This is a genomic window from Variovorax sp. 278MFTsu5.1 (genome assembly GCF_048305045.1).
In the GTDB taxonomy this organism is placed as follows: domain Bacteria; phylum Pseudomonadota; class Gammaproteobacteria; order Burkholderiales; family Burkholderiaceae_C; genus Variovorax; species Variovorax guangxiensis.
The window spans coordinates 3,425,701-3,450,919 of the sequence record NZ_CP157622.1 but is presented as its reverse complement, the minus strand read 5'-3'; the positions used below and the strand labels follow the sequence as shown (position 1 = coordinate 3,450,919).

The 25,219-nt window shown below is 70.3% G+C and carries 12 protein-coding genes; 8 read left to right on the top strand and 4 right to left on the bottom strand.

What is annotated here, in order from left to right; genetic code table 11:
• Nucleotides 1–258: 258 nt before the first annotated feature.
• The 4 genes from ABL844_RS16040 to ABL844_RS16025 all read right to left on the bottom strand — a co-directional run bounded on the left by ABL844_RS16040 (nt 259) and on the right by ABL844_RS16025 (nt 5,188).
• Nucleotides 259–2,886 (bottom strand): AAA family ATPase, encoded by a 2,628-nt coding sequence (locus tag ABL844_RS16040; RefSeq protein WP_418128157.1) that lies wholly within the window; start codon nt 2,884–2,886, stop codon nt 259–261.
• Complete coding sequence (locus ABL844_RS16035; RefSeq protein ID WP_418128156.1) at nt 2,883–4,001, bottom strand: metallophosphoesterase; 1,119 nt, start codon at nt 3,999–4,001, stop codon at nt 2,883–2,885. The genes ABL844_RS16040 and ABL844_RS16035 overlap by 4 nt, the downstream gene beginning before the upstream one ends.
• A gap of 124 nt (nt 4,002–4,125) precedes the next feature.
• Nucleotides 4,126–4,308, bottom strand: a complete 183-nt coding sequence (locus ABL844_RS16030) for a hypothetical protein (RefSeq protein WP_126019712.1) — start codon at nt 4,306–4,308, stop codon at nt 4,126–4,128.
• 124 nt (nt 4,309–4,432) lie between these two features.
• Nucleotides 4,433–5,188, bottom strand: coding sequence for a peptidoglycan DD-metalloendopeptidase family protein (locus ABL844_RS16025; protein ID WP_418128155.1), 756 nt, complete (start codon nt 5,186–5,188; stop codon nt 4,433–4,435).
• Nucleotides 5,189–6,051: 863 nt separating this feature from the next.
• Between ABL844_RS16025 and ABL844_RS16020 the strand changes: the two genes are divergently transcribed.
• From ABL844_RS16020 to ABL844_RS15985, 8 genes are all read left to right on the top strand, one after another.
• Complete coding sequence (locus ABL844_RS16020; protein WP_418128154.1) at nt 6,052–13,278, top strand: amino acid adenylation domain-containing protein; 7,227 nt, start codon at nt 6,052–6,054, stop codon at nt 13,276–13,278.
• The gene (locus ABL844_RS16015) at nt 13,275–18,293 is read left to right on the top strand and encodes an amino acid adenylation domain-containing protein (RefSeq protein WP_418128153.1); all 5,019 of its coding nucleotides are present in this window, start codon (nt 13,275–13,277) and stop codon (nt 18,291–18,293) included. The genes ABL844_RS16020 and ABL844_RS16015 overlap by 4 nt, the downstream gene beginning before the upstream one ends.
• Before the next feature lie 5 nt (nt 18,294–18,298).
• Nucleotides 18,299–19,024, top strand: coding sequence for a 4'-phosphopantetheinyl transferase family protein (locus tag ABL844_RS16010; protein WP_240650485.1), 726 nt, complete (start codon nt 18,299–18,301; stop codon nt 19,022–19,024).
• The gene (locus tag ABL844_RS16005) at nt 19,021–19,845 is read left to right on the top strand and encodes a serine aminopeptidase domain-containing protein (RefSeq protein WP_418128152.1); all 825 of its coding nucleotides are present in this window, start codon (nt 19,021–19,023) and stop codon (nt 19,843–19,845) included. The genes ABL844_RS16010 and ABL844_RS16005 overlap by 4 nt, the downstream gene beginning before the upstream one ends.
• On the top strand, nt 19,838–20,791 hold the full coding sequence (locus tag ABL844_RS16000) for a hypothetical protein (protein WP_184637971.1): 954 nt from the start codon (nt 19,838–19,840) through the stop codon (nt 20,789–20,791). The genes ABL844_RS16005 and ABL844_RS16000 overlap by 8 nt, the downstream gene beginning before the upstream one ends.
• Nucleotides 20,792–20,862: 71 nt before the next feature.
• Nucleotides 20,863–22,074, top strand: coding sequence for a polysaccharide biosynthesis/export family protein (locus ABL844_RS15995; protein ID WP_418128151.1), 1,212 nt, complete (start codon nt 20,863–20,865; stop codon nt 22,072–22,074).
• Between the two features lie 51 nt (nt 22,075–22,125).
• On the top strand, nt 22,126–24,474 hold the full coding sequence (locus ABL844_RS15990; protein WP_418131865.1) for a polysaccharide biosynthesis tyrosine autokinase: 2,349 nt from the start codon (nt 22,126–22,128) through the stop codon (nt 24,472–24,474).
• Complete coding sequence (locus tag ABL844_RS15985) at nt 24,471–25,190, top strand: sugar transferase (RefSeq protein ID WP_126019695.1); 720 nt, start codon at nt 24,471–24,473, stop codon at nt 25,188–25,190. The genes ABL844_RS15990 and ABL844_RS15985 overlap by 4 nt, the downstream gene beginning before the upstream one ends.
• Nucleotides 25,191–25,219: the final 29 nt, after the last annotated feature.

Genomic DNA, 25,219 nt, shown 5'->3' with positions numbered 1-25,219 from the left:
TTGCGCCCGCCCATCGAGCCGCCAAAACTGGAAGCACGAACGACGAAGCCGCAGACCCTGCGGGGTGACTGCGGCTTGCGTCGCAGCGGTTTCAACGGGAGTCCAATCCCGATCACGCCTCTTTTTGACGTGACCGGCGCAGTATAGCCACGCCCAAACGAGGCGGCGGCCCGACGAGTTGGCCTACCGGGAAACCACTTGCATGAAACCGGCCGGGCTCGCGCCCGCACGTCGAGCCGCCAAAACTGGAAGACAGCCTCAGGGAATGCTTCGCGCCACCACGCCCAGATCGCGCCAGGCCTCGGGATGGCAGCTGAAGATCAGGATCTGGTGCCGCTGCGCCGCGTCGTACAGCACCCGCTTCATCTGCCGCAGGCGCTCCTCGTCGGTGTTGACCAGCGCGTCGTCGAGGATGAGCAGCGTCGGCTTGTTCGCTTCCTTCAGCAGGTCCGCGTAGGCCAGCCGTGCGACCACGCCCATCTGCTCGCGCGCGCCTACGCTGAGCTCTTCGAACTCGCCGCTCTGGGCGCCGCGCAGGCCCTGGCGCGTGATGCGGCCGGGCGAGAGATCGTCGCCGACCTCGATCTGCGCGCCGGGGAAAAGAATCTGCAGGTAGTGGTCGAGATGCTTCTGCAGCGGCGCGCGCAGGCGCCGCGCCAGTGCGGAGCGCTTCTCGCGCAACAGCTTGAGCAAGTGGTCGAGCGCCCTCGCCCGGCGTTCGAGTTCGGCGCAGCGGCGCGTGGCGTGTTCGAGTTCTCGCTGTTTCTCCGAGGCAGCTTCTTCCTGGCCCAGCGCGCCCTTGGTTTCCAGTTCGACTTCGAGCCGGGTGATCTCGGTGGCGCGCTGGCTGTGCGCGGCCTCGGCCTGCCTTGCGCTGCGCTCCAGCCGCTCCACGTCCTGCGCGAGCACGGGCAGGTTGACGGTCTGCAGGCGCTGGGCCAGTTCTGAGAGCTTGTCCTGCATGGCTGACTGCTGCGCCAGCGCGTCGGTCAGTGCGCCGCCGGCTTCGGTCTTTCTGCCGGCGCGTGCGGGGTCGTTGAGGGTGGCCTTGACTGCGGCGAGTTCGTCTTCGGCGGCCTTCACCTGTTCGCGTGCGTTGCCGGCCGCGACCTTGGCGTCGTTGAGGGCGGCGGAGGCTGCCTCCAGCGCGGCGCGCGCGGCGGCTTCTTCCGATTCGGCCGAAGGCACTGCGATGCCTGCAGCTGGCGCGGGCGGCATCGCCTGCAGCACCTGCCGGGCCTCGGCGAGACGTGCTTCACGCGTCGCCACGTCGGCGGCGAGCGTGCCCAATCCCTTGGGGGCCAGTGCTGCCAGCACTGCTTCTGCTGCGCCGGCTTCACCCTTGCGCAGCACCTGCTGCCGCGCACGCTCTTCGACCGCCGCCAAGCTTTCGGCGCGCAGGCCCTGCAGCAGCGCCGCAAGCTGGTCCCGCGCACGGTCGCGCTCGATGGCGATGCTTTCGAGGTCCGCGCCGCCCGGCAGCACGCTGATGCGGCCCACGCCTTCGATCTCGATGTCGGTGCGGGCGATGACGGTCTGGCGCTGCGAGCCCGTCAGCTCAGTTCCTGCGACGCGGACCTTGGCGCCGGGCTGCAGTTCGAACTCCAGGGCCGTCGCCACCGCGTCGAGCCTGGCCTGCGCCGTGCGAAGCGCGTCCGCGCACTGCCGCAGCCGCTTGAGCTCGCCTTCGGGCACCGCAAGCGCCTGTGCCTCGGCCTGCAGCCGGGTGACTTTCTCCTGCTCGGCCTTCGCCTTCTCGTGGCTTTGCGAGAGCGCGGCAAGTTGCTCGGCCAGGCTTTCGACGGTTTTCTCTTGTGCGATGCGTGAGGCAGCTTGTCTCGCCAGGCGCAGGTTCTCGCGAGCTTCAGCATCGGCCTTCGTGGCGGACGCATGGCGCGGCTCCCACGCCTGCAGTTCGCCTAGCGCCTTGGCCAGGACTTCCTGCGTCTTGCGCAGGTTCGTCTCCCGCTGGGCGAGAGAGCCTTCCTCGCGCTCCATCGCCTGCAGCTGGGTGCGCCATGAATTCACCTGCGCGGCGATCTGCCTGAGCGCGGCTTCCTGGGCGGTCTTCTTCTCGTCCAGGCCCCGGGCTTCGTCGAGCCGCTGCTGCGCGACGACGAGCTGCTCCCGCAATGCCGCCCACGGCCGCGCGGCTTCGTCGCGCTGGTGGTCGCGCCGCAGATTGGAGAGGCGGTCGACGCCCGACTGGTAAGACTCGATGTCGGCATGCAGCCGCTCGAGTTCGGCTTCGAGTTCCGCGCGCAGCTTGAGCGCGTCGGCGTAAGCGCCACGCGGTGTTCCGGCGGCGGGCGTCAGCAGTTCGTTGCGCTCGGCCTCCACCGCCTTCAGCACCGCATCGCCGTTGCTGGAGGCCAGTTCGCCCAGCGATTCGCCGAGCGCGTTGCGCAGATGGTCGCTGGCAAAGCCCACCGCGCTGGCGATGTCGTGCGAGGTGCCCTGCTTGATCCACAGCAGCCCCGGAATGCCCATGTGCTCGGGCGTGCTGGCGCCCTTGCCCGGAAAGCGGAAGCCCAGCAGGGCCGCGAGGTGGTCTTCGGCGACGGCGCCGTCCATGGCTCTGCCGTCGATCACCAGTTCGCAGCGCTTCTTGCCCAGGAAGGCCTTGGTGAGCCGGTAACGCTTGTCGTCGAGTTCGAAATCGACCTCGACCATCGGCGTCGCCGAGCTTTCGCCCCAGGGCCGCAGATGCTCGACTGCACTGGAGCGGTGCCGCTCGAAGAAAGCGGCGCGGATGGCCTCGGCGACGGTCGATTTGCCCGATTCGTTGGGCGCGGCGAAAAGATTGAGCCCGTCCGTCAGCCCGTCGATTTCGAGCGGCGCGCGGAAGAGCTTGAAGTTCTCGATGCGAAGGCGCTGCAGCTTCATGCGGCCGCTCCCGGCTGCGTACCGAGGATTCGCGCGAGCGTGAGCAGCGCGTCGCGCGCCAGCTCGGCATCGGTGCCGCCCTGCTGCTCGCGCAGCGCCTGCAGCGCCTCGCCGACGAAGCCGTCGGCGCGCAGTGCCTGTATGTCGTCTTCGGTCGGCTCCAGCCCCAGCGCTTCACCTTCCCACACCAGCGCGCGGGCGCGGGCGCGCGCGGCATCGAGGGCTGCGTTCAGCCGGTTGTGGCCGGCAAGGTCGCAGCTGCCCTGGGCGCGCAGTTGCAGCACGTCGCCGCTGCCGATCTGCTCGAGCTTGCGCACCAGCTCGTCGATGTCGGAGGGCACGGCGAGCCGGGGTTCCCATTGCTGCCAGTCGAACTGGCCGGTGCGGATGGTTTCGACCACGGGCGGCGCGCCGGCGCCGGCGATGCCGACCAGCAGCGCCTGGCCGGAGTCGTTGGCCCTGAATCGGTCGGTTTCGGGCGTGCCGGCGTACCAGGTGCGCTCGTCGATCTGCCGCGTGCCATGCCAGTCGCCGAGCGCGAGGTAGTCGAGTCCGGCCTGCGCGGCGCGGCCGGCGGCGATGGGGTTGGTCGAGTCGATGTCTTCCGAGAGGATGCCCTGCACGCTGCCGTGCGCGAGGCCGATGCGGGGGAGGCTTTCATCCTCCGGCTCGGCGGCGGCGAACCATTCGGTGAGGTCGCCATAGGTGTGGCGCTGCGTGAGCGGCGCGGGCAGCAGCGTGAACTTGCCGGCCACGGTGTGCGGCCTGGGTTCCAGGCAGCAGACGACGTTCGGCGCGATGGCGTCCAGCCGCTGCGCGCGGCTCCAGACGGATTCGCTCAGCGCCGAATCGTGGTTGCCCGGAATCAGCAGCCACGGTCCGGCAAAGCCCTGCATGGCGTTGAACATGCGGCGGATGGTCTTGTCCGAGACCGTCTGCAGGTCGAACACATCGCCCGCGACCAGCACGGCGTCGACCTTGCGTTCGCTGGCGATGGCGGCGAGCCGCTCGACGGCCTTGAAGCGCGCCTCGAAGAGCGCCGAGGCGTCGTCGGGCTCGAACTGGGAAAACACGCGGCCGATCTGCCAGTCCGCGGTGTGTAGCAAAGAAATCATGCGTCGTGGCCCTCCCTTTGCCTGTCGCGTCTGCATCGTCCGGGTCGGTCCCGAACAGCGAGCATCTTAGAGGGCGCGCACGATCGTCCGCGGTGACGACACCGTGCGGGGCGGACGGATCAGATCAGGCCTGGGAGTCGGCCCCGGCCGAGCACTCCTGCAGCAGCGCGGCCGACTGGGTGACCTGCTCGGCGATCTGCTCGCGCAGCGGCCGCCACTCGAGGCTGAAGGGGGCAAGGAGCAGCCACTGCATGGTCAGAGCCAGCGCGATGCCGAGAATGACGAACATCCAGTGCACGAGTTCCATCGCCGCCCCTTTTCAAGAATCAGCGGGAGTCTGATCACTTCGCAGGCATCGCGATATCGCCAATTCGGGGGATGCCGTTCGCCAGAGATCGCTCACCGCCTCCGGCCGGACGACTCACTTCAGCTCACTTCGCCGGCAGGTACTGGCGCGGATCGACAGCGTTGCCGCGGTAGCGGATCTCGAAGTGCAGGCGCGCGCGCGTGCCGTCGGAGCTGCCGATCTCGGCGAGCTTCTGGCCCTGCTTCACCTGCTGGCCCTGCTTGACCTGCACGGCGCGCAGGTTGGTGTAGACCGACATATATGAACCGCCGTGGTCGACCATCACCACGCTGCCGTAGCCGCGCAGCGTTTCGGTCACCGCCACCTTGCCCGCTCCGATGGACGCCACCGGGTCGCCGAGGCTGCCGCCGATGTCCACGCCCTTGCTGCTGGTGCCGTTGAAGCCCGCGATCACCGGGCCCTGCGAGGGCCAGGTCCAGTCGCTGCGGCGGGATGCGGGCGGCGCGACCGGTTCCGGTGCCGAGGCTCGCGGCGGCCGGGGGCGCTCCGCGCGTTCAGGCCGCTCGGGGCGCTCGGGCCGTTCGCGGCTCGGCGGCGGCTCCGACGAGCCGGCGCCGCCCGGAGGAACCACGCGCAGCACCTGGCCCGCTTCGAGCTTGTCGGGGTCCTGGAGATTGTTCCAGCGCGCGATGTCGCCGGGCGAGCGCCCTGCCCTCGACGCGATGCGATAGAGCGTGTCGCCCGGCTGGACGACGTATTCGCCCGGCCCCGCCACTGGCGCCTTGGGAGACGTGGAGCATGCCGCCACCACCAATGCCGCCACCACCAATGCCGCCGCGAGCACAGCGCCCGCGCGCCAGTTCCTTCCTGTCACAACCACCACCGGATTCCTTCCTGCACAACCTGGATTGCGCGCTGCCGGGTGCCCCGGAACCGCGCTCGAAGAATGCGCGAAGGCTAACAGCAGTCGCGGGCCGCTCCGGTGGCTTCGGGGCTTTTTCGCTGCGGGCCGCTCATTCGACAGCGGGTCCTGGCAACGGTGGCGAATTGCCTGAAAAGCCAATTTTGGAAAGCGGTTCCGGTGCCGTGGAACTACACCGGGTAATGGGATGTCGCGAAATTCATTGCAATCCCTGCAAGCTGGATTCTCCGGCCTCGCCCAATTTCCAATGCCTTTTTCAATTTTCAGGTTTTGTTTGAATATCTTTTATACGGTTACAGCCTCTGCCAATTAAAAACAGTCGGCACCGGGAGGATGTTTCATTTTTCGACGTCTTTTCCGGTGCGGTTTCCGCATGGTTCGCCGGCCCGCCGGGAGGCATCGTCCGGACCACCCCTCATGCGCCCGCCGCAGCGCCTTGGCCCCTGATTCCCCCTGAATCTCCCATTGAGTACCTTGCTTCTACCGGGCTTCCCCGATGCCTGGAGAGCGTCGTCCGGCACCCTTTTCACCGCGAACGGCGCATCAGTTACCCCGTCCGGGACGATTCGGGTAGTACGTTTTAGAAATAACTTTATCCAGTTGTAACTTAAGCCTTAAGTCCCCACATCGGCAGTTGCAAACACCCTAGGATGAAGACACGAAAAAAGCGCGGACCATCTCCTGCTCTTTCAATTAGGCGAATGGATTTTCCATTCGCCTGATTGCTTTCGCCGTATTTCTTTTGGGATATTTACGTGGAAATTCAAACTGTTTCGCAGGCGATGCAAGGTGCTCCGGAGCTCTCTCTGGAAGACCTGTTCGTGCCGCGATCCAATTCGAACGGCCTCACCGGCCGCCACGCTGGATCGGCGACGCTCTCCCCAATCCTCGCGCGCGACTGGACACGCTGGCTCGCCGCCAGCGGCCAGCTGCCCGACACACCCTTCGTGGCCGCATGGCTGCTGCTGCAGTCGCGCTGGCTCGGAAGCCCGCGGGCCGTGCATGGGCCTGTCGCCGTCGAGGTCGACGCAGCCAGGGCTGCAAGCGCCTGGCTCGCCGAACTGGACGGCATCCGCCGCTCGTTCCCAACGGAAGACGCCGACGCCCCCGTGCGCCTGCGCCTCGACGCAACCACCGTCTCACTTCACATGGACGCGGCCGCGAGCCTGATGGACCCGGCGGCGATCGACCAGCTGCTCGCAGCCCTCGCCGACACAGCCCATGACCTGATCGAGCGCCCGGACGCAGCCCTGAGCGACATCCGCACCCAGCCTCAAGCCGACCGAGCCGATCAGCTCGAAGACTGGAACACCGCCCTCACCCCCGTGGACCCGGCGCTTACCGTGCCCGCGATGTTCGCCCGCCAGGCAGCGACATCCCCCGACGCCATCGCCATCGCCCAGGGCGACGCACGCATGAGCTACGGCGAACTCGACCGCAGCTCCAGCGACCTCGCCCGGTATCTGCAAAGCCTCGGCGTCCAGGCAGGCGACAGCGTGGGCATGCTGCTCGACCGCTCGATGCCGGCCATCGTCGCCCAGCTCGCCATCCTCAAGGCCGGCGGCGTCTACGTGCCCGTGCCCACGGACTACCCGGCCGAGCGCATCGCCTACATGCTTGCCGAGGCCGGTGCGCACCGCGTGCTCGCCACGCGGGAGCACCGCCACCTCGTCCCCCCTCATCACGGCGTTTTTCTGGTCGACGAGCAGCAAGACAAGCAAAACCGGAGTTCATGGAATCCGCCGGCCATCGATGCCGAATCGCTGGCCTATGTCATGTACACCTCGGGCTCCACGGGCACGCCCAAGGGCATCGAGATCTGCCATCGCTCGATCCTTCGGCTGGTGGTGGGCGTGGACTACGTCGACCTCGCCCCGGGCCTCGCGATGCTGCACGCGGCGCCGCTGGGCTTCGACGCGGCCACGCTCGAGATATGGGGACCGCTGCTCAATGGCGGCTGCTGCGTCATCCATGACGAGCGCGTGCCCACCGGCGCGGGCCTGGCCCGCACCATCGAGCGCCACGGCGTGCACACGGCCTGGCTCACGGCCGCGCTCTTCAATGCGGTGATCGACGACGACCCGGCGCACCTCGCCGGCCTGCGCCACCTGTTCACCGGCGGCGAGGCGCTCTCGGTGCCGCACGTGCGGCGCGCCCTCGCCGCACTGCCGCAGCTCGCGCTGAGCAACGGCTACGGCCCCACCGAGTGCACCACCTTCGCAGCCACGCACCGCATCGCCGCGCCATTGCCCGAGGGTCTGCGCTCCATTCCGCTCGGCCGTCCGATCAAGGACACCGTGCTGCGCGTGCTGAGCCCATCGATGGCGCTGCTGCCGACCGGCTTCGTGGGCGAGCTCTGCATCGGCGGCCACGGGCTGGCGCGCGGCTACCTTCGGCAGCCCGCGCTCAGCGCCGAGCGCTTCGTGCCCGATCCCTTCGGCGCCCCCGGCGAGCGGCTCTACCGCACCGGCGACCTCGCGCGCTGGCTGCCCGACGGCACCATCGAATTCATCGGCCGCCGCGACGGCCAGGTGAAGATCCACGGCCACCGCATCGAGACCGGCGAAGTCGAGGCAGCGATCCTCGCGCACCCGGCCATCCAGTCGTGCGCCGTGATCGCCCGGCCCGACGAAAACGGGCAGCTGCGCCTTGTCGCCTACCTGGTTTCGCGCTCTGCGCAAGAGCGGCTTTCGTGGGACGCCCTGCGCGCCCACCTCACCGAGCGCCTGCCGGCGGCGATGGTGCCCTCGGCGCAGGTGTGGCTCGCCCGGTTGCCCGTCACCCCCAACGGCAAGCTCGACCGCAAGGCACTGCCCGATCCGGCCGGCGAACGCCCCGAGCTTGCCCAGCCTTTCGAGGAAGCGCGCGACGCCGTCGAGCAGCGCGTGTGCGATGCCTTCGCGCGCGCACTGCGCATCGCGAAGGTCGGACGCAACGACAACTTCTTCGACCTCGGCGGCGATTCGCTGCTCGTGCTGCAGGTGCTGGCCGACCTGCGGCAGGACTCGGCGGTGCCGCTGTCGGCCAATCTTTTCTTCCGCAACCCCACGCCAAAAGCGATGGGTGCGCGGATGCAGCCGGCGAGCGATCAGCCCGCCACGGCCGCTGCGCCCGGTTTCAAGGATCGACCGGACGCAGCGGCCACCCATCCTGAAGACGCCGTCGCGCTGATCGCCACCGCCGGGCGCTTTCCCGGCGCGGCCGACGTGGAGCAGTTCTGGGACAACCTCGTCGCCGGCCGCGACACGATCAGCTTCTTCGACGACGCCTCGCTCGACGCCGGCATCTCCGAAGCGCTGCGCAGCGACCCGGCCTACGTGCGCGCCCGCGGCGTGATCGACGGCATCGAGGACTTCGACGCCGCCTTCTTCGGCATCGGCCCGAAGGAAGCGCAGCTCATGGACCCGCAGCAGCGCGTGTTCCTCGAGATCTGCTGGGAGGCGCTGGAGCGAGCCGGCTACGTGCCCGACGCGGCGCCGGGCCCGGTGGGCGTGTACGCCGGCATGTACAACGCCACCTACTTCCAGCGCCACGTGAGCACCCGGCCCGACCTGGTGGAGCCGGTGGGCGAGTTCCAGGTGATGCTGGCCAACGAGAAGGACTACATCACCACGCGGGTGGCGAACCGGCTCAACCTCACGGGTCCGGCCGTCAGCGTGCACACCGCCTGCTCGACCTCGCTGGTGGCGGTGGCCCATGCCTTCCACGCGCTGCGCACGGGCCAGTGCTACATGGCGCTGGCCGGCGGCGCATCGGTCACCTGCCCGCCGCGCAGCGGCTATCTCTACAACGAGGGCTCGATGCTCTCGCCCGACGGCCACACGCGCAGCTTCGACGCGCAGGCCCGGGGCACCGTCTTCAGCGACGGCGCGGCCGTGGTACTGCTCAAGCGGCTGGCCGATGCGCAGGCCGACGGCGACACCATCTACGCCGTGCTGCGCAGCGCCTGCGTGAACAACGACGGCGGCGCCAAGGCCAGCTTCACCGCGCCCAGCGTCGACGGCCAGGCGGCCGTCATCCGCGCCGCGCTGGCGGCCGCCGACGTGGACGCGCGCAGCATCTCCTACGTGGAAGCGCACGGCACCGCCACGCCGATGGGCGACCCGGTGGAAGTGGAGGCGCTGGCCTGCGCCTACGCCGAGCACACCGACGCACTGGGTTTCTGCACGCTGGGTTCGCTCAAGAGCAACGTGGGCCACATGGTCACGGCGGCGGGCGCGGCGGGCCTCATCAAGACGGCGCTGGCGCTGCACCACGAGCAGATTCCGCCGACCGTGCACTTCAGCGCGCCGAACCCGGCGATCGACTTCGCGCGCACGCCCTTCCACGTCACCGCGAGCCTGCAGGAATGGCCGCGCACGCAACAGCCGCGCCGCGCGGGTGTCAGCTCCTTCGGCGTGGGCGGTACCAACGCTCACGTCATCGTCGAGGAAGCGCCGCCGCGCCCGGCCTCCCCACCGGCCGTGGGCGACCAGGTGCTGCTGCTCTCGGCACGCTCCGAGGCCGCGCTCGGCGTGGCCGCCGGCCAGCTCGCCGCGCATCTCGAAGCCCGGCCCGAGCTGTCGCTCGCCGACGTGGCCCACACCCTCGCGGTAGGCCGCAAGGCCCACGCCTTTCGCCGCGCGGTCGTGGCCGGCAGCACTGCCGAAGCGGTGGCGGCGCTGCGCGATGCCGCCGCGCCGGGCGGCACCAGCGGCCGCGCCGCCCAGCGCGCGCAGCAGCTCGTGCTGATGTTTCCCGGACAGGGCGCGCAGTACGCCGGCATGGGCCGCAACCTCCATGCGAACGACCCGGTGTTCGCCGCGGCCTTCGACGACTGCATGGCCGCCTTCGCCGGCGCGACCGATTTCGACCTGCGCGAGCGCATGTTCTGCGACGACCCGCAGGCGCTGGCACCTACCGCCGCCACGCAGCCGGCGATCTTCACGCTCGAATACGCGCTGGCCCGCCGGCTCCTGGCACTGGGCGCACGGCCGCATGCACTGATCGGCCACAGCGTCGGCGAGTTCGTCGCGGCCGTGATCGCCGGCGTGATGCGGCTCGAGGACGCCGCGCGGCTGGTCGCCCGCCGCGGCGCGCTCATGCAGGCGCAGCCCGCGGGCGCGATGCTGTCGGTGCGCATGGGCGCGGCCGATCTCGCCGGCCGCCTCGGCCCGAATCTCTCGCTCGCCGCCGAGAACGGCCCCACCGCCTGCGTCGCCGCCGGCCCCTTCGAGGACATTGCCGCGCTGCAGGCCGCGCTGGAAGCCGACGGCGTTGCCTGCCGCGCGCTGCAGACCTCGCACGCCTTCCACTCGGCCATGATGGACCCGGCCGTCGCGCCCTTCGAGGCGCTGGTGGCCAAGGTGGCGCTGCGCGCGCCGCAGATTCCGATCTTCTCGACCCTTACAGGCCAGCCGCTCGGGGACGCCGATGCCGCCAGCCCGGTCTACTGGGCCCGCCACCTGCGCGGCACCGTGCGCTTCTCGCCGGCGGTGCGCAGCGCGATGGCGCAGGTGCAGAACCCGCTTTTCGTGGAGGCCGGCCCGCGCAACACGCTCGCCACGCTGGTTCGCCAGCACGGCGCCGGCGCGGGCAGCGTCGTGCCGTTGCTGCACATGGAGCCCGGCGGCGATGCCGGCGAGGCCCGCACCCTGCGCCTCGCGCTCGCGCGCCTGTGGACCTGCGGCGCCGAGGTCGAACTCTCGCGCCTGACCGCCCGTGCCGGCGCGCAGCGCGTGCGCCTGCCCACCACGCCTTTCGAGCGCAAGCGCTGCTGGGTCGACATCGCCCCAGCCGCCTCTTCTTCCGTGACCCCATCTGTCGCGGCGGCGCCCGTCGCCGCCGCCGTCGTCGTCCCACCCATTGCCCTGGAGCCGATCGTGACCGCTGCTACGCCCTCGCCTCTTCCTCCACCAAACGCGTCGCCCATCGACACGCGCCTGCGCGCCCTGTTCGAGGACATCTCCGGCCTCGACATGGCGCAGACCGAGGGTCAGGCGCCCTTCGGCGAGCTCGGCCTGGACTCGCTCACGCTGACGCAGGCGGCCACGCAGATCAAGAAGCACTTCAAGGTCGCCGTCAGCTTCCGCCAGCTGATGGAGAACTACCGCAGCTTCGACGCGCTTTCCGCGTTCCTGCATGAGAGCCTGCCGCCCGAAGCGGCGCCCGCGCCGGTTGCTGCAGCGGTTGCCCCGGTGGCTGCGCCAGTCGAAAGCGCGGTCTCCGTATCGCGGGCAATGCCGCAGCCGCAGCCCGTGCCGATGCCGGTCTACATGCCGATGCAAGGCAGCGTCGCCATGGGCGAGACCCAGTTGCCGCAGCTGATTTCGCAACAGATGGAATTGATGCGGCAGCAGCTCGCGCTGCTGTCGGGCGCGGTTCCCGCTGCGCCGCTGGTGACGCTGCAACCGGTGATGCCGGCGCAGGCGACACAGGCGACACCCGTGGCTGCGGCACCGGCAACGCCGGCCGCCCCCGTCGCAACCACCGAAGAACCCGCCCAACCCGTGCGCTACGACGTGAGCAAGGCCTTCGGCGCCATCGCCCGCATCCACACCCAGCGCACCGCCGAGCCCAGCGGCCGGCAGAAGGCGCGGCTGGCGGCCTTCATCCGCCGCTACGTTGAGCGCACGCGCAAGAGCAAGGAGTTCACCGAGTCCAACCGCTCGCACATGGCCGATCCGCGCGTGGTCAACGGCTTCCGGCCGATCACGAAGGAGATCACCTACCAGATCGTCATCGAGCGCTCCAAGGGCTCGAAGATGTGGGACCTCGACGGCAACGAATACGTCGACGCGCTCAACGGCTTCGGCATGAACATGTTCGGCTGGCAGCCCGACTTCGTGCTCGACGCGGTGCGCCGCCAGCTCGACGCGGGCTACGAGATCGGCCCGCAGCATCCGCTGGCCGCCGAGGTGACGGCGCTGGTGTGCGAGCTCACCGGCAACGATCGCGCGGGCCTGTGCAACACCGGCTCCGAGGCCGTGATGGCGGCGCTGCGCATCGCGCGCACCGTCACCGGCCGCAGCACGGTGGTGGTGTTCACCGGCTCCTACCACGGCACCTTCGACGAAGTGCTGGTGCGCGCCGGCAAGGGCGGCAAGGGGCTCTCGGCTGCTCCGGGCGTGATGAGCGGCATGTTCGGCGACATCCGCGTGCTCGACTACGGCACGCCCGAGGCGCTGGAATTCATCCGCGAGAACGCGGGCGACCTCGCCGCCGTGCTGGCCGAGCCGGTGCAGAGCCGCCGGCCCGACTTCCAGCCGCGCGAGTTCCTGCACGAGTTGCGCGAGATCACCGCGAAGAACGGCTGCTGCCTGATCTTCGACGAGGTCATCACGGGTTTCCGCACCGCGCTGGGCGGCGCGCAGGAGTTCTTCGGCGTGCGCGCCGACCTGGCCACCTACGGCAAGGTGATCGGCGGCGGCTTCCCGGTCGGCGTGATCGCCGGCAAGCGCGAGTTCATGGACGCGCTCGACGGAGGCGCCTGGCAGTACGGCGACGACTCCATTCCCGGCGTGGGCGTGACCTACTTCGCGGGCACTTTCGTGCGCCATCCGCTCGCGCTCGCGGCCGCCAAGGCCTCGCTCGTGCACCTGAAAGACGCGGGGCCGGCGCTGCAGTCGGGCCTCAACACGAGCACCGCCGCCATGGCCGCGGAGCTCACGGGCTGGTGCAAGGAGGTGGGCGCGCCGGTGGAGATTCGGCACTTCGCGTCGCTGTGGCGCGTGAGCTGGCTCGAAGACCATCCGCTGCAGGACCTGCTGTTCGCCATGATGCGCAGCCGCGGGGTCCACATCCTGGACAACTTCCCGTGCTTCCTCACCAGCGCGCACAGCGCCGAGGACATCGCCTTCATCCAGTGCGCCTTCAAGGAATCGGTCGCCGAGATGCAGGAATCCGGCTTCCTGCCGCGCCGCGCCGTCCCCGTCGCCGCCTTCGACCGGCACAAGCCGGCCGAGGAAGGCTCCGTGCTGGCCCGCGACATCGACGGCCAGCCGTTCTGGTACGTGCCCGACGCGGCCGCTGCCAGCCAGCAACACGTCAACGGAAAGGTCGCAGCATGAACGCCGTCCTCAAGCCCGCCGCGAGCGGTGGTGCCGTCGAGTGCATCATTCCGACCACGGAATCGCAGCGCGAAGTCTGGCTCGGCGCGACGCTGGGTTCCGAGGCCTCCATGGCCTACAACGAATCGGTGGTGCTGCGCCTGCGCGGCGAGCTCGACCGCCCGGCGCTCTCGCGCTCCATGGCCCGGCTGCTGGAACGCCACCAGGCCCTGCGCTCCACGATCTCGCCCGACGGCACCTGCATGCTGGTGAGCCACGCGGGCGGCAGCCCGATGGCCGAGCACGACCTGGCCGGACTGGAGCCCGAGGCCCGCGCGCTGGCATTGAGCGATGCGCACGACGAGGCCGTGTGCACGCCCTTCTCGCTGGAGCACGGTCCGCTCTTCCGCGCCGCGCTCTACCGGCTCGGCGAGACCGATCACGAACTGGTGATGTCGGCGCACCACGTGGTGTGCGACGGCTGGTCGTGGGCCGTCATCACCGAGCAGCTGGGCCATCTCTACGCCGAGGAAACCGGTACCGGGCTGAAGCTGAAGGCCGCGCCGCTCTTCTCCGACTTCGCCGCCGAGGAAGCCGCCGCCGCCGCGCACCCCGACATGCAGGCGCACATCGATTACTGGCTCGGCCGCTTCCCCGGCAGCCCGCTGCCGGTGCTCGACCTTCCGATGGACCGCCCGCGTCCGGCCGCGCGCACCTTCAACTCGCGCCGCGCCGAGCGGCTGCTCGACAGGCGGCTGGTCGCCGCCGTGCGCTCGGCCAGCACCAAGGCCGGCACCAGCCTCTTCACCGGCCTGCTCAGCGGCTTCGTGGCGACGCTGCACCGCCTCACGGGGCAGGACGACATCGTGGTCGGTATTCCGGCTTCGGGCCAGCTCGCGCACGACATGCCGGGCCTGGTCGGCCATTGCGTGAACCTGCTGCCGCTGCGCATCGCCGCGCACGCCGGCATGCGCTTCGACGCGCTGATGGACGAGTGCAGCACCGCCGTGCTCGACGCCTTCGACCACCAGGCGCTCACCTATGGCGCGCTGCTGGGCCAGCTCTCGCTGGAGCGCGACCCGAGCCGACTGCCGCTGGTGAGCGTGGCCTTCAACGTCGACCCCGACGTGGCCAGCAGCGCCCAGGCCTTCACGACGCTGGACGTGGTGCAGGACACCATCGCCCGCCGCTACGAGAACTTCGAACTCTTCGCCAACCTGCGCCCGCACGAGGGCGGCCTGATGGTCGAGGCCCAGTACAACACCGACCTGTTCGACGAGGTGAGCGTGCAGCGCTGGCTCGACATGTTCGAGTGCGTGCTGCAGTCGGCCTCGCACAGGCCCGACGAGACCGTCGGCCGGCTGGAGGTGCTGTCGGCCGAGGCCGCGCGCGAGCTCATCGCACTGCAGCCGGCGCGCGTTCCGCTGGTCGGCGCGCCGCTGGCGCATGCGGGCTTCCTGGCGCGCGTGCCGATGCAGCCCGACAGCCCCGCGGTGCGCGACGGCGCCAGGAGCTGCAGCTACGGCGAGCTCGACGCGCTGTCCAACCGCCTCGCACGCGCCCTGCGCGCACGTGGCGTGGGCCGCGGCCAGCGCGTGGGCCTGTGCCTGGAGCGCAGCCTGGAAATGGTGGTCGCGATGCTGGGCGTGCTCAAGGCGGGCGCCTCCTACGTGCCGCTGGACACCGCCTTCCCGCAGGCCCGGCTCGACCACTACGCCACCGACGCCAGCCTCAGCCTGATGCTGACCTCGTCGGACATCGCGGTCGCGCCGCGCGACTGGCGTGCCGACGCGGGCGCGCGCATCTTCGAGATCGACCGCGACAACTGGCGCCAGCTCTCCGGCGAGCCGCTGCCGCCGAGCGCGGACGACCCCGGCCCCGAAGACGCCTCGTACATCATCTACACCTCGGGCTCGACCGGGCTGCCCAAGGGCGTCATCGCCCATCACCGCGGCGTGGCGCACCTGCTGCAGTGGATGCAGCGCGAATCCAGCGTCGGGCCGCACGACCGCATCGCGGCGGTCACCACCCTGTCCTTCGACATGGCCGTGCCCGACCTGCTGCTGCCGCTGGCGGCGGGCGCCGAGCTGGTGATGGTCAAGCGCGAGGTCGCGATGGACGGCACCCGGCTGTCGCGCACGCTCGACGAGGAGCAGATCACCCTGCTGCAGGCCACGCCCGGCATGTGGCAGCTGCTGCTGGATGCCCAGTGGGCCGGCGGTGCGCCGGGCTTTCGTGGCTGGACTGGCGGCGAGGCACTGCGCCCGAGCATGGCGCTGGCGCTGTGCGAACGCATGGAAGGACTGTGGAACGGCTACGGGCCGACCGAGACCACCGTGTATTCCACCGCCTGGCATGTGCGCCCCGAGGAGATCGCCTCGCGCGGCGTCTCCATCGGCAGGCCGGTGGACAACACCGAGATCTGGATCCTCGACGCCGACCTGCAGCCCTGCCCCATCGGCGTGCCGGGCGAGATCTGCATCGCGGGCGAAGGCGTGTCGCTGGGCTACCTCGACCGCCCCGAGCTGACCGCCGAGCGCTTCGTCACGGTGCGCATCTTCGGCACGCCCAAGAAGGTGTACCGCTCCGGCGACCGCGGCCGCTGGCGCAACGACGGCCTGCTCGACCACCTCGGCCGGCTCGACTTCCAGGTGAAGGTGCGCGGCTACCGCATCGAGCCCGGCGAGATCGAGGTGCGCTGCTGCGAGGTCGAGGGCGTCTCGCGCGCGGTGGTGATCGCCCGCGAGGACAACCCCGGTGACGTGCGCCTGGTGGCCTACCTCGCGCTAAAGCAGGGCGCGGGCTTCGACCTTGAGACGCTGATGGTGCACCTGCGCAAGCACCTGCCCGCCTTCATGCTGCCGCAGCACGTGGTGACGATGGATGTGCTGCCCAAGCTGGCCAACGGGAAGATCGACCGCGTCTCGCTGCCGGCTCCGCAGGCGGTGCCACGAGACGAGGTGCGCCGCGGCGCCGGCCCCTGCAACGAGCATGAGCGCAAGGTGCTCGCGCTGATGGAGAAGGTGCTGAGCCTGCCCGGGCTGGACATGCACGACGACTTCTTCACCATGGGCGGCCATTCGCTGCTGGCCGCGCGGCTCACCACGCTGCTGAGCCGCGAGTTCCAGGTGACGGTGCCGTTGCGCACCCTGTTCGAGTCCCCCACGGCCGGGAAGCTGGCGGCGTCCATCCAGGCGCTGCAGGGCGCGGGCGTGGGGCTGCAGGCGCCCATCGGCCGCAGCATCGGGCGCACCACCGCGCCGCTGACGATGGCGCAGGAGCGCATCCGCTTCATGGAGCAGCTGCACCCCGGCCGTTCGGTCTACAACGCGCCCTCTGCGCAGCGGCTCACCGGGCAGCTCGACGCGGCGCGCTTCGAGAACGTGTGGCGCGAGATCATCCGCCGCCAGCCCTCGCTGCGCACCCACATCGGCATCGACGCGGGAAGCGGCAGGCCGGTGCAGGTGATTTCGGAGTCAGCGGAATTCACGCTGCCGCTGGTGGACCTGCGCGGCCTGCCCGCCGACCAGCGCGAGGCCGAACTGGCCGAGCGCATGCAGGAGCTGGCGGACCGGCCCATCGACATCCACAGCGCGCCGATGATGCATGCGACGCTGTTCCAGCTCGACGACAACGAGCACGTCTTCCTTTTCGTTCCGCACCATCTGATCTGGGACGGCTGGTCCTTCGACCTGATGCAGCGCGAGCTTTCGGCCCTGTACGACGCGGCCGAGCGCGGCCGACCGCACAACCTGCCCGCGCTCTCCACCACCCAGGGGGACTACGCGGAGTGGCTGGAGAAGTGGCTGGCCGGGCCTGCCTGCGAGGAGCAGCTCGCCTTCTGGCGCGGCCGCCTCGAAGGCGCGAAGGCCGTGCGCCCGCCGGTGACCGACATGCCCCGGCGCGCCGGCAAGAGCGGCCAGGGCGGCGCGCACTGGATCCACATCGACCTGCAGAGCACGCAGCGGCTGCGCGAGATCGCGCGCGACATGGACGTGACGCTGAGCATGCTGACCTTCGGCGTGTACGCGCTGACCATGGCCCAGGTGACCGGCAACGACGCCATCGTCATCGCCAACCCGGTGCGTGGGCGCCAGCAGGCCGAGACCGAAGACGTGATGGGCTTCTTCAACAACGTGCTGCCGGTGTCGCTCACCATCGACCGCTCGCTCGCGCTGCCGGCCTTCATGCGCTACGTGAAGCAGGAGCTGCTGTCGATGATGAACAACCAGCAGGTGCCCTTCGAGCGCCTGATGGCCGAGCCGGGCTACGCGGGGCAGATCAAGACCTCCGGGCCCTACCAGTCGATGTTCTCGTTCCAGGACGCCCGCGAGCGCGCCCGCTCGGTCGGCAGCCTGCAGACCCGCCAGGTGCACGTGATGCAGCACGGCGCCACCGACGACATCGGCGTGTGGCTGATGGACAAGCCGCACGGCCTGGAAGGCGCGCTGATCTACAACGCCGACGTCTACCTGCGCGAGACCGGCGCCCAGCTGCGCGAGCGCTACCTCGAAGTGCTGCGCCGCGTGGCCGAGGAGCCGGGCGCCACGCTGGAGCGGATCACCGCCCCCGAGATGTCGACCAGCGCCGCCTACCTGCGCAAGATGGCGGCGGCCGATCCGGGCAAGGCCGCCGCCGCTAACGGTACCGTCGACGGCAACGGCGGCGCGGCCAGGGCGAAGCAGAGCCAGCTCGAGCCCGAGCAGGCACAGCTCGCCCGCATCTGGGCCGAGGTGATCGGCATCGACGTGGCCGACATCCGCGCCGGCGACAACTTCTTCGACCTCGGCGGCGACTCGCTTCTGGTGCTGCGCGCCGTGCAGCAGGCGGCCCTGACGCTGGGCCACCGCGTGGAGCCGCGCCGCTACCTGTTCGAGAACCTCGGGCAGATCGCCTCCTCGCCGCGCGTCGCGGCCGGGGGCGTGCCGTCGGACCTCGCCGAGCTCGCCGCCGGCACGGCCGCGCACGCCCAGCAGCATCAGCAGCAGCGCGGCGGACTGCTCGGCGCCCTCGGCGGCTGGCTGCGCAAGGGGTGATGAGCATGGCCGGCCATTCCCCCCAGCCGCTTTCCATCGACGTGCCGCTGTGCCTGTACGTCGACCTGGACAGGTTCGCGGGCCTTCCGTCGGAGCAGGTTCTCTCCGACGAGGAACGCGAGCGCGCCGAGAGCTTCCGCTCGCCGGTGGACCGCCAGCGCTACGTGGCCTCGCACCTCGCGCTGCGCCAGGCGCTGAGCGAGTACACCGGCCTGCAGCACGCCGAGCTGCATCTGTCGAAGGGCTCCTTCGGCAAGCCGTCGCTCACCGGCCATGCGCGCACGCAGTTCTCGCTGAGCCACAGCCAGGGGCTGGCGCTGATCGCCATCGGCGGGCGCGGCCCGCTGGGCGCCGACATCGAGCTGCTGCGCCCGGTGCCCGACGCGGCGGTGCTCGCGGCCGAGCATTTCACCCGCCGCGAGCAGGAAGCGCTGGCCGCCCTGCCCGCGCAGGAACGCGACCGCGCCTTCCTGACCTGCTGGACCCGCAAGGAAGCCTGCCTGAAGGCCATCGGCGTGGGGCTGCTGGTGTCGTCGCAGAGTTTCGAAGTGGGCCTGGAGCCCGACTGCCGCAGCGTGGAGCTTGCGGTGGCGGGCCGCATCCTCTGGCTGCTGCTGGGCCCGGCGCCCGAGCGGATGGACTGCGTGGGTTCCATCGCCGAATGGCGGCAGACCGAGGCGCGCGCCGGCAATGCCAGCCACTCGGGCCGCCTGCTGGAGGCGCACGCATGAGCCACCTGAAGCCGATCATGTTCGGGCCGGCCTCGCGGCAGCTCTTCGGCGTGTTCCATCCCGCCGAGGAAGACAGCGCCGGCGGCAACACCGCCGTGCTGCTGTGCCCGCCCTTCGGGCAGGAGGGCCTGCGCACCCACCGCTTCTTCAAGGTGCTGGCCGAGCGGCTCTCGCGCTCGGGCATTGCCACGCTGCGCTTCGACTTCTACGGCTCTGGCGATTCTCCGGGCGAGGAAGTCGAGGGCGAGCTCGACGGCTGGCGCCGCGACCTCTGCTCGGCGCACGAAGAGCTGCGGCGTCGCGCGCCCGGCGCTTCCATCGTGTGGATCGGCGCGCGGCTCGGTGCCACCGTGGCGGTGCTGGCGGCGCGCGGCGGGCGCTGCGACCCCGTGCGGCTGGTGCTGTGGGAGCCGGTGATCGACGGGCGCAGCTATGCGCGGCTGCTGCGCGAGCAGCACGTGGCCGCCATCGACACCACCTTCTGCATTCCCGACCTGGCATGGCGCCGAAGCCTGCTGCAGGAGCCCGAGGCGATGCCCGAGGAGGCGCTGGGCACCCTGCTCTCGCCCGCGCTGCGCGCGCAGCTGGCGGCGCTGGTGCCCGAGTCGCTGCCGCTCACCGCGCTGCACGACACGCTGGTGCTCGCCGGCCCCGACGACGAGCGCATCGCCCAGTGGGCGGCCGACCAGCAGTCGCGCCACATGCCGGTGCGCCTCGCGTACTTCAGCCACCAGCTCGACTGGACTTCCGACCCCTATCCCAACAGCGCGATGGTCCCGGCCGATGCGCTCAACCGCCTGCAGGGTGCTCTTCATGAATGACCCGACCACGACGCTTCCGGGCGCCATCGCCCAGGCCCCGCTGCAGTTCGGGCCCGGCGACGCGCTGATGGGCATGCTCACGCTGCCTGCGCGGCCGGCGCGCGGCGGCACCGCCTGCCTCATGTTCAACATGGGCGCCAACCATCGGGTGGGGCCGCGCCGCATCAACGTGAAGCTGGCGCACCTGCTGGCCGCGCGCGGCGTGGGCAGCCTGCGCTTCGACCTGGGCGGCATCGGCGACAGCGACGCGCTGGCCACCTCGCCCGACCTGCATGTGCGCGCGGTGCACAGCCTGAAGGCGGCCATGGACGCCGCGCAGCGCACGCTGGGCGTGAACCAGTTCGTGATCGTGGGCATGTGCTCGGGCGTGGAGCACGCCATGTCGGCCGCGCTGGCCGACCGGCGCGTGGTGGGGCTGTCGCTGTTCGACGGATTCGCCTTTCCCGAGTTGCGCGCGCGGCTGGAGCGCAACCTGCGCCGCGCGCTGGCCGCGCCCGCGCACCCGTCCTTTCCGGGCAAGGCCAGGCGCTGGCTGCAGCGGCACTTTCTGCGCAGCCACTCGACCACGCCCCTGCCGGGCTTCTTCGCTGAAAGGCGCGCGCCCGAGGCCAACGCGATCTGGTTCGGCGCCGCGCTGCAGCGCCTTGCCGAGCGCAACGTGGCGATGCAGCTGCTGTATTCGGGCTCGCTGCACGTGTGCGACCGCGGCCGCGACCAGCTCGGCGCCTTCGCCCGCAAGCCCTTCGCGCAGGGGCTGCAGTACGAGTTCCTCGGCGAGGTCGATCACACCGTGTGCACCGCGAGAGGGCAGCAGCTCTTCCTGCGCAGCGTGGGCGACTGGGTCGCCGAGCGCTGCCTGGCCGGCGGCACCGAGCGGCGCAGCCAGGGCAGCAGCCGGGCACCCGCCAGTCCCGAACCGGCCATGACCACCTGGGCCGCGCTCTGACAGAGCTCCACGCCGAACCATTCATTCACGCCTTGCACCACCCGCCACAACCAGCCGTCAAGGAGATCACCATGCAACGCCACGATCCAGCGACACAAGCACGCGGAACGCAACCGTCCGCGGTCCTGGCCCGGACGCCAGCGCAGGCACGGCTGCGATGGTTCGGGCTGGCCATGCTGGTCTCGATCTGGCTGGTGATGCTCGCGGGCTGCGCTCCGGGATTCGGCTCGGTGGCACCGCTGGGCTTCACCCGCGCCAACGGCGACAGCACGGCCTCGGGCAGCACCGGACAGATCATCCCGATCACGCCCGACCTGATCCGCACGCAGATCGCGCAGCGGCCCAAGGGCGTGCCCGAGAACATCAAGCGCCTGTTCACCGCGGCACCGGTCTACACCATCGGGCCGGGCGACGTGGTGGGCATCATCGTGTACGACCACCCCGAGCTGCTGCCGAACGCCGGCGCGGTGATCGCGCAGCAGTCGGACCCGACGGGGGTGACCGTGGCGCCCGGCTTCATCGTCGACGCCAAGGGCGAGATCTTCTTTCCGTACATCGGGCGCACCAAGGTGCAGGGCCTGACCGAGAGCGGCGCGTCGGAGCTGATCGCGCAGCGCATCAAGTCCTTCATCAAGGACCCGCAGGTGACGGTGCGCATCCAGTCCTTCCGCAGCCAGCGCGCCTACGTGCAGGGCGAGGTGCGCGCGCCGGGCCTGCAGATCTTCACCGACGTGCCGATGACGCTGTCGGAGGCCATCAGCCGCGCCGGCAGCTTCACCCAGGCCGGCGACCGCGCGAACGTCACGCTCACGCGCGGCGGCGTCTCGACGGTCATCAACCTGCCGATGCTCCAGGCGATGGGCGCCGACCCCAACAGCATTCCGCTGCGCAATGGCGACATCGTGAACGTCGGCACCCGCGAGGACAGCCGCGTCTACGTGATGGGCGAGGTGCGCGCGCCGTCGGCGCTGCAGATGCGCAACAACGGCCGGCTGAGCCTGAACGAGGCGCTCGGCGATGCAGGCGGGCCCGACCTCGCGACCTCCGACCCCGGCCAGATCTACGTGGTGCGCAACTCGCCCGACAACCTGGACGTGCAGCAGGTCTTCAACCTCAACGCGAAGAACCCGGTGGCGCTCGCGCTGGCCGACCGCTTCGAGCTGCAGCCGCGCGACGTGGTGTACGTCGACCGCGTGCCGCTGGTGAGCTGGAGCCGCGTGTTCAGCCTGATCCTGCCGGCCGCGCAGGTCGTCAACCTCGCCCGCGACACGGCCCGCCGCTAGGCGCCTCGCCAGTCCCGGACAGCAACAACGCCAACGCAAAAGGTGAACCCCATGAACGCGCACTGGCAACCGTCGCTTCCCGCGCCCGCGGGCACCCCAGTGACGGTGCTCGAAACCACGGCGTGGCCCCGCGAGTCCCGCTTCCACGAGTACTTCGACATCCTCGTGGACAACCGCTGGCTGATCGCCGGCATCACGGCGCTGGCGCTGCTGGCGGGCGTGGGCTACGCGCTCTTCGGCACCCGCGTGTACGAGGCCAACATCCTGATCCAGGTGGAAGACCCCGACCGCTCGGGCGGCAACTTTCCGGGCGATGCCAACGGAGGCGGCGGCATCAGCGTGAAGACGCCGACCGCGGGCGAGACCGAGATCCTGCGCTCGCGCATGGTGCTGGGCCAGGCGATGGAGAACACCCGCCTGTACATCGGCGCGAAGCCGCTCTACATACCCGTGGTGGGTGAGTTCCTGGCGCGGCATTCGAGCCGGCTTTCCACGCCGGGCGTGTTCGGCTGGGGCAACTATGTCTCGGGCACCGAGCAGATCGCCGTCGCGCAGATGGACGTGCCGCCCGCCCTGGAGGGCAAGAAGTTCACGCTGGTCGCGGGCACCGAGGGCAACTACACCCTGACCAGCCCCGAGCTCGAGTCGCCGCTGCACGGCACCGCCGGCACGCCGCTGGACGCCACCGTGCCCGGCGGCAACCTGCACCTGCTGGTGGGCTCCTTCGAGGCCCGCCCCGGCGGGGCCTTCGAGCTGGTGCGCCACTCGAAGCAGCTGACGCTGCTGGGCCTGCAGCGCAACCTGCGCGTGGTCGAGAAAGGCAAGCAATCGGGCGTGATGGACGTCAGCCTGCAGGCCGAGGACCGCAACCAGCTCGCCGCGGTGCTCAACGAGATCGCCGGCCTGTACGTGCGCCAGAACATCGAGCAGAAGACGGTGCAGGCCGAGCGCGCCCTGAGCTTCCTGGGCACCGAGCTGCCCAAGCTCAAGCAGCAGCTGGAGCAGTCCGAGGACGCCTACAACCGCTACCGCAACCAGAACGGAACCATCAACCTGGACGACGAGGCCCGCAACGCCCTGTCGCAGAACGCCGACCTGCAGACCAAGCTGCTCGACGCCAGGCAGAAGCGGCTGGAGCTGGTGGGCCGCTTCACCGCCGAGCACCCCATGGTGCGCACGCTGGACGCGCAGATCGCCTCGCTCAAGAAGGAGCTGGACGCGGTCGACGGCCGCATCCGCCGCATGCCCATGCTGCAGCAGAACGCGGTGCGCATGCAGCGCGACATCAAGGTCAACACCGAGCTCTACGCGACGCTGCTCAACAGCTCGCTGCAGATGCGGCTGGCCAAGGAAGGCAAGGTGGCCAACGTGCGCGTGCTCGACCAGGCGCTGGTGGCCGAGAAGCCGGTGCGGCCCAAGCCGGTCATCGTGGTCGCGCTGGCGCTGGCCGGTGGCCTCTTCGCCGGTGGCGCGGCGGCGCTGGCGCGCAAGAACCTGAAGCGCTCCATCGAGAGTCCGGACCACATCGAGGCGATCACCGGGTTGAACGTGTACAGCAGCATCCCGCTGAGCACGCAGCAGCGCGTGCTCGACCGCGCGGTGCGCAAGGGCAAGCCCGGCGTCAAGGTGCTGGCGGCGCTGCACGTGGAAGACCCGGCGCTCGAAGGCCTGCGCAGGCTGCGCACGGCGCTCAAGTTCGTGATGGTGGGCGCGCCCAACAACCGCATCCTGATTTCCAGCGCCACGGCCGGCGCGGGCAAGACCTTCGTGTCGTCGAACTTCGCCACGCTGCTGGCGGTGTCGGGCAAGCGCGTGCTGCTGATCGACGGCGACCTGCGCCGCGGCACCCTGACCGAAGACTTCGGCCTGCAGCGCCGCGACGGCCTGGCCGACGTCATCAACGGCGAGGTGCCGCTGGAGCAGGCCATCCACCACCAGGTGCTGCCCTACCTGGATGTGATGTCCGCCGGCACGCCGCACCCGGACCCGGCCGGCCTGATGACCAGCGACACCTTCGCGCATGCGCTGGCGCTGCTGTCGGCACGCTACGACGTGGTGGTGATCGACGCGCCCCCGGCCCTGCTGGCCTCCGAGACCGCCGCCATGGCGCCGAGCATGGGCACCGTGCTGCTGGTGGCGCGCGCGGACAACAGCGAGATGGGCGAGTTGCTCGAAAGCAGCAAGCGGCTGGCCCACGTTGGCGCGGCCTTCCACGGGGTGGTGTTCAACGCGGTCGACACCACGCAGCGCCGCAACCGCAGCTACAGCTACGGCTACTACGGCTATGCCCCGACGACCACCGCCGCCGCTCCCGCGCCCCGGCGCGATCCCGCTTACCAGCTGGACACGGCCGACACCGTGATGCCCAGGCGCATCGAACCGGAGCACGCCGAATCATGAACACGCTCAGATCCACCTCCTCCACCGGGCACGGGCCCGGCAATCCGGGCGTCGGCACCGCGGCCGCCAACACGGCGCCCTACATGCCGCTGGGCGGCGCGCCCTGGCTGCGCCGCGCCAAGCGCATGGCCGACATCCTGATGGCCGGCTCCTTCTTCCTCTTCTTCGGCTGGGCCTATGCGCTCGTCTGGCTCGGCGTGCTCTACACCTCCGGAGGCCCGGCCATCTACATGCAGCCGCGCTACGGCAAGGGCGGGCGCGTCTTCAAGTTCTACAAGTTCCGCTCGATGGTGGCCGACGCCGACGCGGTGCTGGCGCGCCACCTGCGCCAGAACGAGGCCGCGCGGCGCGAATGGGCCGTCTACCAGAAGCTGCAGAACGACCCGCGCATCACCCGCTTCGGCGCCTTCCTGCGCAAGTACAGCATCGACGAGTTCCCGCAGTTCTGGAATGTGCTCAAGGGCGACATGAGCATGGTTGGCCCCCGCCCCTGCATGTTCGCGCAGAAGGACCTGTACGGCGACTACTGGGACCACTACTGCGCCGTGCGCCCCGGCATCACCGGCCTGTGGCAGATCAGCGGGCGCAACGAGATCAGCTACCGCCGCCGCGCCGCGATGGACGCGGAGTACGTCGCGCACCTGTCGCTGTGGCGGGATTTCGTGATCCTGCTGAAGACCTTCGGGGTGGTGACAGGCGCGCGCGGGTCGCGCTGATCGGCTTCGATTCCCTACCGAAAGAACAT

Excerpts from the sequence above, each read along its gene's own strand:
- ABL844_RS16035 (WP_418128156.1), bottom strand. The coding sequence starts at position 4,001 with ATGATTTCTTTGCTACACACCGCGGACTGGCAGATCGGCCGCGTGTTT.
- ABL844_RS16010 (WP_240650485.1), top strand. The coding sequence starts at position 18,299 with ATGGCCGGCCATTCCCCCCAGCCGCTTTCCATCGACGTGCCGCTGTGC.
- ABL844_RS16030 (WP_126019712.1), bottom strand. The coding sequence starts at position 4,308 with ATGGAACTCGTGCACTGGATGTTCGTCATTCTCGGCATCGCGCTGGCT.
- ABL844_RS16040 (WP_418128157.1), bottom strand. The coding sequence starts at position 2,886 with ATGAAGCTGCAGCGCCTTCGCATCGAGAACTTCAAGCTCTTCCGCGCG.
- ABL844_RS16000 (WP_184637971.1), top strand. The coding sequence starts at position 19,838 with ATGAATGACCCGACCACGACGCTTCCGGGCGCCATCGCCCAGGCCCCG.
- ABL844_RS15985 (WP_126019695.1), top strand. The coding sequence starts at position 24,471 with ATGAACACGCTCAGATCCACCTCCTCCACCGGGCACGGGCCCGGCAAT.
- ABL844_RS15990 (WP_418131865.1), top strand. The coding sequence starts at position 22,126 with ATGAACGCGCACTGGCAACCGTCGCTTCCCGCGCCCGCGGGCACCCCA.
- ABL844_RS15995 (WP_418128151.1), top strand. The coding sequence starts at position 20,863 with ATGCAACGCCACGATCCAGCGACACAAGCACGCGGAACGCAACCGTCC.
- ABL844_RS16005 (WP_418128152.1), top strand. The coding sequence starts at position 19,021 with ATGAGCCACCTGAAGCCGATCATGTTCGGGCCGGCCTCGCGGCAGCTC.
- ABL844_RS16015 (WP_418128153.1), top strand. The coding sequence starts at position 13,275 with ATGAACGCCGTCCTCAAGCCCGCCGCGAGCGGTGGTGCCGTCGAGTGC.